This is a genomic window from Ginsengibacter sp. (assembly GCF_057362405.1).
The window spans coordinates 1-8,337 of the sequence record NZ_JBMQQG010000015.1; the positions used below are offsets into that span (position 1 = coordinate 1).

Annotated in this window: 11 protein-coding genes and 1 pseudogene; 7 read left to right on the plus strand and 5 right to left on the minus strand. The window is 36.8% G+C overall.

The genetic code is table 11. The features are described from left to right. Window positions 1–301 (plus strand): annotated as a pseudogene (locus ACO1O5_RS01095) (beta-ketoacyl-[acyl-carrier-protein] synthase II); the annotation flags it as partial. A gap of 110 nt (window positions 302–411) precedes the next feature. Here the strand turns inward: ACO1O5_RS01095 and yidD are convergent. Then, window positions 412–642 (minus strand): membrane protein insertion efficiency factor YidD, encoded by a 231-nt coding sequence (gene yidD / locus ACO1O5_RS01100; RefSeq protein ID WP_486267623.1) that lies wholly within the window; start codon window positions 640–642, stop codon window positions 412–414. A 256-nt stretch (window positions 643–898) separates the two neighbouring features. Here yidD and atpB point away from each other — a divergent pair, with 256 nt between their 5' ends. The 6 genes from atpB (at window position 899) to ACO1O5_RS01130 (ending at window position 5,637) form a co-directional block, all read left to right on the plus strand. After that, window positions 899–1,981: a F0F1 ATP synthase subunit A gene (gene atpB, locus ACO1O5_RS01105; RefSeq protein WP_486267625.1), complete on the plus strand. Its 1,083-nt coding sequence runs from the start codon at window positions 899–901 to the stop codon at window positions 1,979–1,981. Between the two features lie 46 nt (window positions 1,982–2,027). After that, entirely contained in the window at window positions 2,028–2,273 is a 246-nt protein-coding gene (gene atpE / locus ACO1O5_RS01110; protein ID WP_486267627.1) for an ATP synthase F0 subunit C, read from the plus strand. A 69-nt stretch (window positions 2,274–2,342) separates the two neighbouring features. Further along, window positions 2,343–2,837 carry a F0F1 ATP synthase subunit B gene (atpF, locus tag ACO1O5_RS01115; RefSeq protein ID WP_486267629.1) on the plus strand — a complete coding sequence of 165 codons (495 nt, stop codon included), beginning with the start codon at window positions 2,343–2,345 and terminating at the stop codon, window positions 2,835–2,837. Between the two features lie 32 nt (window positions 2,838–2,869). Further along, window positions 2,870–3,433 (plus strand): ATP synthase F1 subunit delta, encoded by a 564-nt coding sequence (gene atpH, locus ACO1O5_RS01120; protein ID WP_486267631.1) that lies wholly within the window; start codon window positions 2,870–2,872, stop codon window positions 3,431–3,433. 189 nt (window positions 3,434–3,622) lie between these two features. Further along, window positions 3,623–4,786: a mannonate dehydratase gene (gene uxuA / locus ACO1O5_RS01125; protein ID WP_486267633.1), complete on the plus strand. Its 1,164-nt coding sequence runs from the start codon at window positions 3,623–3,625 to the stop codon at window positions 4,784–4,786. Window positions 4,787–4,986: 200 nt separating this feature from the next. Next, entirely contained in the window at window positions 4,987–5,637 is a 651-nt protein-coding gene (locus ACO1O5_RS01130) for a tetratricopeptide repeat protein (protein WP_486267635.1), read from the plus strand. 37 nt (window positions 5,638–5,674) lie between these two features. Here the strand turns inward: ACO1O5_RS01130 and blaOXA are convergent, their stop codons facing one another. From blaOXA to ACO1O5_RS01150, 4 genes are all read right to left on the minus strand, one after another. Then, window positions 5,675–6,487, minus strand: a complete 813-nt coding sequence (gene blaOXA / locus ACO1O5_RS01135; RefSeq protein WP_486267637.1) for a class D beta-lactamase — start codon at window positions 6,485–6,487, stop codon at window positions 5,675–5,677. A 34-nt stretch (window positions 6,488–6,521) separates the two neighbouring features. Next, entirely contained in the window at window positions 6,522–7,103 is a 582-nt protein-coding gene (locus ACO1O5_RS01140; RefSeq protein WP_486267639.1) for a DUF3109 family protein, read from the minus strand. Between the two features lie 60 nt (window positions 7,104–7,163). Continuing rightward, window positions 7,164–7,877, minus strand: coding sequence for a gliding motility lipoprotein GldD (gene gldD, locus ACO1O5_RS01145; RefSeq protein ID WP_486267641.1), 714 nt, complete (start codon window positions 7,875–7,877; stop codon window positions 7,164–7,166). Continuing rightward, window positions 7,855–8,337, minus strand: a 483-nt coding sequence (locus tag ACO1O5_RS01150) for a transporter associated domain-containing protein (RefSeq protein ID WP_486267643.1), incomplete at its 5' end; no start/stop codon positions are given. The genes gldD and ACO1O5_RS01150, both read right to left, overlap by 23 nt.

Below are 8,337 nucleotides of genomic sequence, written 5' to 3' on the forward strand. Positions count from 1 at the left end.
AGCTATATTGAGTGTTTTTGGCGATAAAGCTTATGATTTAAATATCAGCTCTACAAAATCAATGACGGGCCATTGCCTTGGAGCGGCTGGTGTAGTGGAAGCGCTGGCTTGCATACTGGCAGTAACTAAAGATATAATACCTCCTACAATTAACCATTTCACTGATGATCCTGAATTGGATCCAAAACTGAATTTTACGTTTAATACCGCACAGGAAAAAGTAGTAAATGCCGCTTTAAGCAATACATTTGGATTTGGCGGTCACAATGCTTCAGTTATTGTAAAGAAATACAAGCCTTAACTAGGCCGGCGAAGGTATCATATGGATACTCACTTTAATATTTCCTATTTTGAGATTAATTTTTTTTAGTTCGTCGCCTTGGCTTGTTCTTATTTATTACTATTACCATTTTATGGCACCGGATCATGCCCATGACCACCCCACGGATTGCAACTTGCTATCCGCTTAATGGTAAGCCACAATCCTTTTATTGGTCCGTATTTTTTTAAAGCTTCAATGCCATATTGTGAGCAGGTAGGCGTGTAGCGGCATGATGGACCCAGCCAGGGAGATATAACCCACTGGTATAATTTTATAAGAAAAATAAAAGGTAATGACAATAATTGCTTTGCTGCCTTCATTTATGGGTCTGCCTCCATTTAATTCTCATTTAAATAACTGCAAAATTACTACTTACCAGCTTACTGGTAAATTAATCGGCTATCGCGGCGGCAATACGAAAAAATGTTAAGTCCATTTAGGTGTCGTATTTTCTGATTAGTTTCAGTATCTGCACGAAGAAAAGGGTTGAAAAAATTAAATTCACACTCATTTCATATCCTCGAACAAACCACTTATCTTTGCGCAAAATTCAGAAGAAATATGAGGTTTAACTGGATGAAATCTTTATTGGTAGCGGCTTTCAGCCTAATAATGCTTTCGTTATCGTCAGGCGTTTTTGCACAGGAAAAAAAAGAAACTGCTAATAAAGAAAAGAAGGGGTTTGATGCTAATGAAGTTATTTTTGGCCATGTAAAAGATGCCCATGAATTTCATTTTTTGACATATAAGGGCAGTGACGGTGAAGAGCATGAAGTCTTTATTCCTTTACCTGTTATATTATATTCTCCCCAAAAAGGCTTTTCGGTGTTTATGTCTTCGGCTTTTCATCATGGACAGGTTGTTGACGGGTATAAGTTAGAAGAGGGCAAAGTTCTACCTGTAGACGCATCCGTAAAGGTTTACGATATTTCGCTTACCCGCAACGTGGTGCAAATGATAATAGCTCTGATACTTTTTGTGCGGCTTATGCTTGCTGTCGCAAAAAAATATAAAAATGGCCATGGTGTAGTGAGCGCACCCTCCGGTGCTCAAAATGCAATAGAAATTGTTATTGATTTTATCACCGAACAGGTTGCCAAACCTTACCTGGGCAATCGCTACGTAAAGTATATGCCGTATTTGCTCACCATTTTTTTCTTTATTCTTATTAACACTTTTTTTGGAATGATTCCGGGTTCTGCTAATGTAACCGGAAACATTGCATTTACAATGGTTTTGGCGCTCATTGCATTTGTTGTTATCATGTTCAGCACCAACAAACATTATTGGGGTCATATTATTAACCCCGATGTGCCATGGGGGGTAAAGGTTATTTTGATACCCGTGGAAATACTCGGCATTTTTACAAAGCCATTTGCATTAATGATAAGGTTATTTGCAAATATGCTTGCAGGCCACATAATAATAATTTGTTTAATCTCTATGATATTTATTTTCGGAGCTTTAAATAAAGGTATAGGGTGGGGATTTGCTCCGGTGTCTTTAGCGTTTTCAATTTTTATTTATTTTATAGAAATATTGGTGGCATTTATCCAGGCATTTATTTTCACTAATTTAACGGCCGTATTTATTGGCCAGGCAATGGAAGGTTCTCATGGTTCCCATGGCGACGAGCATGTTGACCCAGTGATGGTTTAAGTTGCTAAATTAAAACGAGTTTTTTTAAACAGTATAAAATACAATTATGGATTTAGTTACAATCTTAAGTACAACACCATGGGCAAATGCCGGTGGGGCTATTGGCGCAGGACTTGCGGCAGTAGGTGCCGGTATAGGTATCGGGCAAATTGGTAAAGGCGCAGTTGAAGCAATTGCACGCCAGCCAGAAGCCGTTAACGATATCCGGTCTAATATGATTCTGGCAGCAGCACTTATTGAAGGTGTTGCCTTGTTTGGAGTTATTGCGGGCATATTGGCCATGTTTGTTTAAACGAAACAGGCTGCATTCAAAGCACAGGGCGGAGAATGCAGCTTTATTTTTACTTTAATAGCTTTTTATATGGATTTACTTACTCCAGCATTTGGTCTTATTATTTGGACCCTTGTCGCCTTCCTGGCAGTTTTTTTTATCTTGAAAAAATTTGCGTGGAAACCTATTTTAAATTCCTTAGGTGAAAGAGAAAAGAATATTTCAGATGCGCTTTTATCTACTGAAAAAATAAAGAAAGAAATGGAATCGCTGAAAAGCGAAAATGAGATTTTGCTCTCAAAAGCCCGTGAAGAAAGATCTCAAATGATGCGTGAAGCTAAAGAAATGCGGGATAAAATTATAGGGGAAGCAAAAGAGCAAGCCCGGCTGGAAACCAATAAAATAATTGGAGATGCACAAGCTGTAATTCATCAACAAAAAATGGCTTCTATTATTGATCTCAAGAACCAGGTGGGAAACCTCGTAATTGAAGTAAGTGAAAAAGTGCTTCGCAGGGAATTAAGCAATAAAGAAGAACAGGAAAAATACATCAATCAACTTGCATCAAATATTGATTTGATTTAACAATTGCAGTAATGCAGACAAAAGAGTAGCAGATGCACAATCCACGGTTAGCAGAACGATACGCAAAAAGCCTGATAGATCTTTCCATAGAACTCAACCAATTGGAGGATGTTAGTGAAGATATGCTTTCACTTCAATCCATCTGTAAGCAAAGTCGCGAGTTCGTTCTTATGCTTAATAGCCCAATTATAAGTGCGGATAAGAAACATAAGATTATTAATTCGATAACCGAAGGAAAGATTTCTAAAATTACCCAAACCTTTATAAAGTTACTTTGCAGCAAAAACAGGGAAGCTAACTTGCCGGGTATTGTTACATCATTTGTTGAGCAGTTCAATAAAATCAAGGGAATTCACAAAGTGAAACTTACCACTGCAGTGCCGGTTTCAAATGAAATAAAAGAGTCATTTATTCAAAAAATTAAGGCTGCCACGAATATTGAAATTATTGAAATGGAGTCAAAAGTGAATGAAGATCTAATCGGCGGTTTTACGCTTGAAATGGATGGAAAACTTGTTGATGCCAGTATTTTAAGAGATATTAAAGATGTAAAAAAACAATTCGCTAATAATGATTACATCCATAAATTACGATAACCCTTTTCCATCTGACTTAAGAATAAGTCCCATCTTGTGATTTTCTAAAAATTCCTTTTCGTTGATCCGGTAACTTATTTTTTCGTAATTATGCTTTTCTTGGGAGCGAACATTCTATTGAATAATAAGATATTTGCCCAGCCTTGCTTGAAGCTAATTCTACAAATAGGTAAATTTAAATTATAAGAGATGTATAACATGAAACAAACCTGGCGGTGGTTTGGCCCTGCAGACCCTGTTAGCCTGGACGATGTAAAACAAGCCGGGGCGAAAGGTATTGTAACGGCGTTGCACCATATTCCGCATGGTGAAATATGGACAATAGATGAAATTAAAAAGCGTAAAGATGCGGTACAAAAAGAAGGACTCGAATGGTCGGTAGTGGAAAGCATAACAGTACATGAAAATATAAAAACGCGAACAGGTAATTACAAAGAATACATTGAGAAATACAAAACTTCTATACGGAACGTTGCGGCCTGTGACATCCCGGTAATCACCTATAATTTCATGCCGGTTAACGACTGGACCCGTACTACACTCAATTATAAGATGGCTGATGGCTCCTTTGCTTTATACTTCAACTGGGTCGATCTGGCGGTATTTGACATCTATATTTTGAAAAGAAAAAATGCCGCAGATACTTATTCCCCGGATATTGTTTCAAAAGCTGAAGACCGTTTTAGAAATTATTCTGAAGAACAGTTAGATGCTTTGTCAGGAGTTGTAATGTTTGGTATTCCCGGAGAAAAAAAGATATCGACTGCTGATATGTTACAAAAGCTTGAACTGTATAAAGACATTGATGCAGCATCATTACGGGAAAATCTTTGTGAATTTCAAAAAGAAATAAGCGCAGTAGCTGAAGAATGCGGTGTAAAACTGGCTATACATCCCGATGATCCTCCATTTCCCATCCTGGGTTTGCCCAGGATCGTGAGTAGTAAGGATGATTTTGATTATTTCCTGAATAAAGTCGATAATCCTTCAAATGGCGTTTGTTTCTGTACTGGTTCTTTGGGCGCTTCAAAGAATAATAACCTAACGGAGATGGTTAATCGTATTGGCGAAAAAATTCATTTTATCCATTTACGAAATGTTAGAAAAGACGAAGAAGGAAATTTCTATGAGGCTGATCATCTTGATGGCGACAATGACATGTTTGCTATAGTAAAAGAATTGCTTTTATTACAACAAAAGTTAAAGACATCAATCCCCTTTCGTCCAGATCACGGACACCAGATGCTGGATGATTTACATAAAACTACAAACCCTGGTTATTCAGCCATTGGAAGACTGAGAGGCCTTGCAGAATTAAGAGGCCTCGAAATGGGAATACTTAATTCATTATAAAATCAATTAACAAATTACATTACTAAATGATTGTGATACCTGTAAGCACCTTTGTAATTTGAATTAATACTATATTTGCCTTCTTTTAAAAATTACTTACAATCCTTGATAACGCAGATTTTTTTCACGGAAAAAATCTGTTTTACAAATTCTATCCCTGGTGTTACATCTTATAAAGGGAACATTTAAAATTAAATAGTATGAAGTTTCTGAATGTTATTATAAAGTATAGGTTGCAGTTAGGCATTTTCTTTTTAGCCCTTGCAATCGGAGTTAATTTCTTTACGGGCTTCTGGCCTTCGTTTATTCTGTATTTAATTGCATTAATCTTAATAGTTGGTCATTTTCTATTTGGGCCCATGCGCCTGATACAAGGTTACATGGAAAGTGGTGATATGGCAGGTGCTCAAAAAGTTATTGATTCTATATGGTTTCCGGCTTTACTTATTAAACCCGTTCGCTCTGTTTATTTTACATTGAAAGGTAACCTCGCCATGGTAAACGAAGATTACGAAAACGCAGAGAAGCACATGAAGAAAAGCCTGAGCCTCGGTATGCCAATGAAGGAAGCCGAAGGCGCCAATAAATTACAATTAGGGATGTTGGCTATGCAAAAAGGAAATATTCGTGAAGCAGAAAATTATATTCGCCAGGCAATTCGTTCCGGGCTTCCAGACAAGGAAAATGAAGCTGCTGCTTACTTACAACTTTCATCTATTATGATTAATAAAAGGGAATTTCGTGCGGCCAAAGAATACTTCAGAAAAGTAAAAGCACTGAAACCTACAACGCCTCAAATAGTTGACCAGGTAAAGCAAATGGAAAAGTATATTTCAAGAATGCCGGGATAGGACAGAAACTTACGATTAATGAATGAAAAGTATCAGGTTATTTCTCGCCTTTAAAAAATCCAAGTTCGCTTAAAATTCCTTTTGTAATTTTCATTCTCACCTTAGACATATCAATATTTTTGTCGGTAGATCTTACTTCTGTTACAAAAAGATAAACGTGGCGGTTCTCTTCTATCCAGCCAACTACCCAACCTATCGAATTACCGTTTTCATCAAAACCCCAACCGGTTTTATAACTCAATTTATAGAGGGTGTTATTTTCCTGCATCATAACATCACGCACAATCTGCTGGGCTCGTTTACTAAACGGAAGTTGATCAAAATATAATTTATTTACTAGTCCCAGTTGTTCATCAGGAGAAATCTTTAAAGTGTTGTTTAGCCAGAAAGAATCAATGGGTCCGCTTATGTCCATATTGCCATAGTGCAGGGAGTCAATCCAAAATTTCATGGTGTCTCTGCCAATCCTTCGGGCAACTTCCTGGTAATATGGCACCGCCGAAACTTTAAACGCCTCTTCCATGGTCAGATCTTTATTCCAGTCTTCGTTCCATCTCTTTATGCCATCCCATTTTATCACCATTTTCTCATCTGTAATTTTACCGGTTTCAAGCCCGATGAGAGAATTTACAATTTTAAAAGTCGACGCTGGTAAAACCCTTTGAGTATCGATCTTCATATTATAAAGCGTTATTTCGCCTTGTGCATTATCCAATAATGAGAAACAGCCATCAACATTCGAAGAGTCAAAATATTTTTTTAAGTCATTATCGATTTTTGCTTTATTAACAGTGCAGGAAGAAATAATAGCCAGCGATGTAATTAATAGAAACAGTGAAATTTTTTTCATAAATGCAAAATCAGGTAGGTAAATTTTATAATCATTATTTAGATGCATAGTGTTCTGCAGTAGCACATAAGGCTTCATAAAAACCATTCCCATATTTTCTTATCAGTGCTTCTTTAAGAAAAACATAAACAGGAACCTTCAATTTTTTACCAAGGCTGCAAGCGGCTTTACACAGGTCTTCACGAGGTTCGTAGTTGACAAGATCTGTTTTACTTTTCCTGCTTTTTTTTATTCTTACAGGGTAGAGGTGGCAGCTTAATGGTTTTTTCCAGCTTATTTTTCCATCATTATAAGCTTGTTCTATACCGCATTTCACAATTCCCTTTGCATCTTTAATTCCATACGCACACATTCCGGAACTCACTGTCGGAGTTACCCAACCAAATTCGCGGTTGTAAATATATTTCCCCTGCCTTTCAATTTCTGTTATTGATTCTTTGTTGAGGTAAGATGCCACAACTTTAAAAACGTCATTCAGTTCTTTTAGCTCACTATTTTCCAAAGGCGCTCCTGCATCTCCGTCAACACAACAACCCCCTTTGCATTTTATCAGATCGCACACAAATTGCTCTCCAACTACCTGGTCGCTTATTAAAACATTATCAATGCTAATCATGAAACAAAGATAAGCCCATAACCACTAAGGGGAAATATTTCTGCCTAAACTGTAGCTAAATCATTTCCCATCTTTTGCAGTGATGGCTGGAGACGGGCTTTTCCATTTAAGTGTGTTGATAATGTGCTTCATGTCTTCCTGCAAAAAATCGTTTACCGGGCGAAGGGAGTCTTCGTTAGGAGTGGCATCAAAATATAAAGCACCTCTTAAAAAATTATGAGTTGTATCACTTAAAAAAAATTGCTTAGCCGTGGCCACACTTCCGGAAAGGCGGAAAAAAATTCCAGTTATGTCATTCGGCGTATGCATAACACTATCTTCAATAGAATTGGCTTTCACATCGTTTTTATAAGTAAGATTATAACAATCGTTGACCAGGTTTTGAAAAACATTTTTGCCGATTGAATCCCTGTATCCCCCACCCGTATTCTTCACCCGGTATATAGAGGTTTGGCCGATAATTTTATAGGTAATATATATTTTGCCATTTAAAGAAGGGAAGTCAATGTTAATGGAGTAAGGATCCTGACCCTTTCGATTTGAAAGAAGAGAATCCTCTTCGATTGTTGCATAAACCGGATATTCAAAAGAATATGGAAATCCGGGCTGATCAAATTTTACATATTTTCTTTGGGGAAAATTAATTTTATAATATCCTTTCTTTTTAGATGTGTAAGTTGAATTACAGCTGGCAAAAAAAAGATTAGAAAGAATAATTAAAACTAATAGTATTGAAAAAGTATTTCTCGCCTTAAACGGTTTGTGCATTTTCATTTTTTTTCAATGTAAGTTTTACTCTTTCAATTCGGTTCTTATTGATAACAAGGGGTATAAATGTAAAATCACCGGCAACAATATTTTCGTTTACCTGGGGGAACTCACCGGCAATTTCAAGCACAAGACCGGCAAGAGAATCGCTATCGCCACGAATTTTATCAAAGGTATTAATAGGAATATGAAGAGCCTTGCATACATCGTTAATCATAGTTTTTCCTTCAAATATATAATTGAAGTCGTCTAATTTTTTATTGGCACTTTGTTCATCGTCAAATTCATCCTGTATGTCTCCGATAATCTCTTCCATCACATCTTCGAGTGTTACAATACCAGAGGCTCCGCCAAATTCATCTACAACAACTGCAAAATGGATCCGCTTATTCCGAAAATCCTGCAAGAGATCTTCAATTAATTTTTGTTCATGAACATAAAATACAGGACGCATCAGAGTATGCCA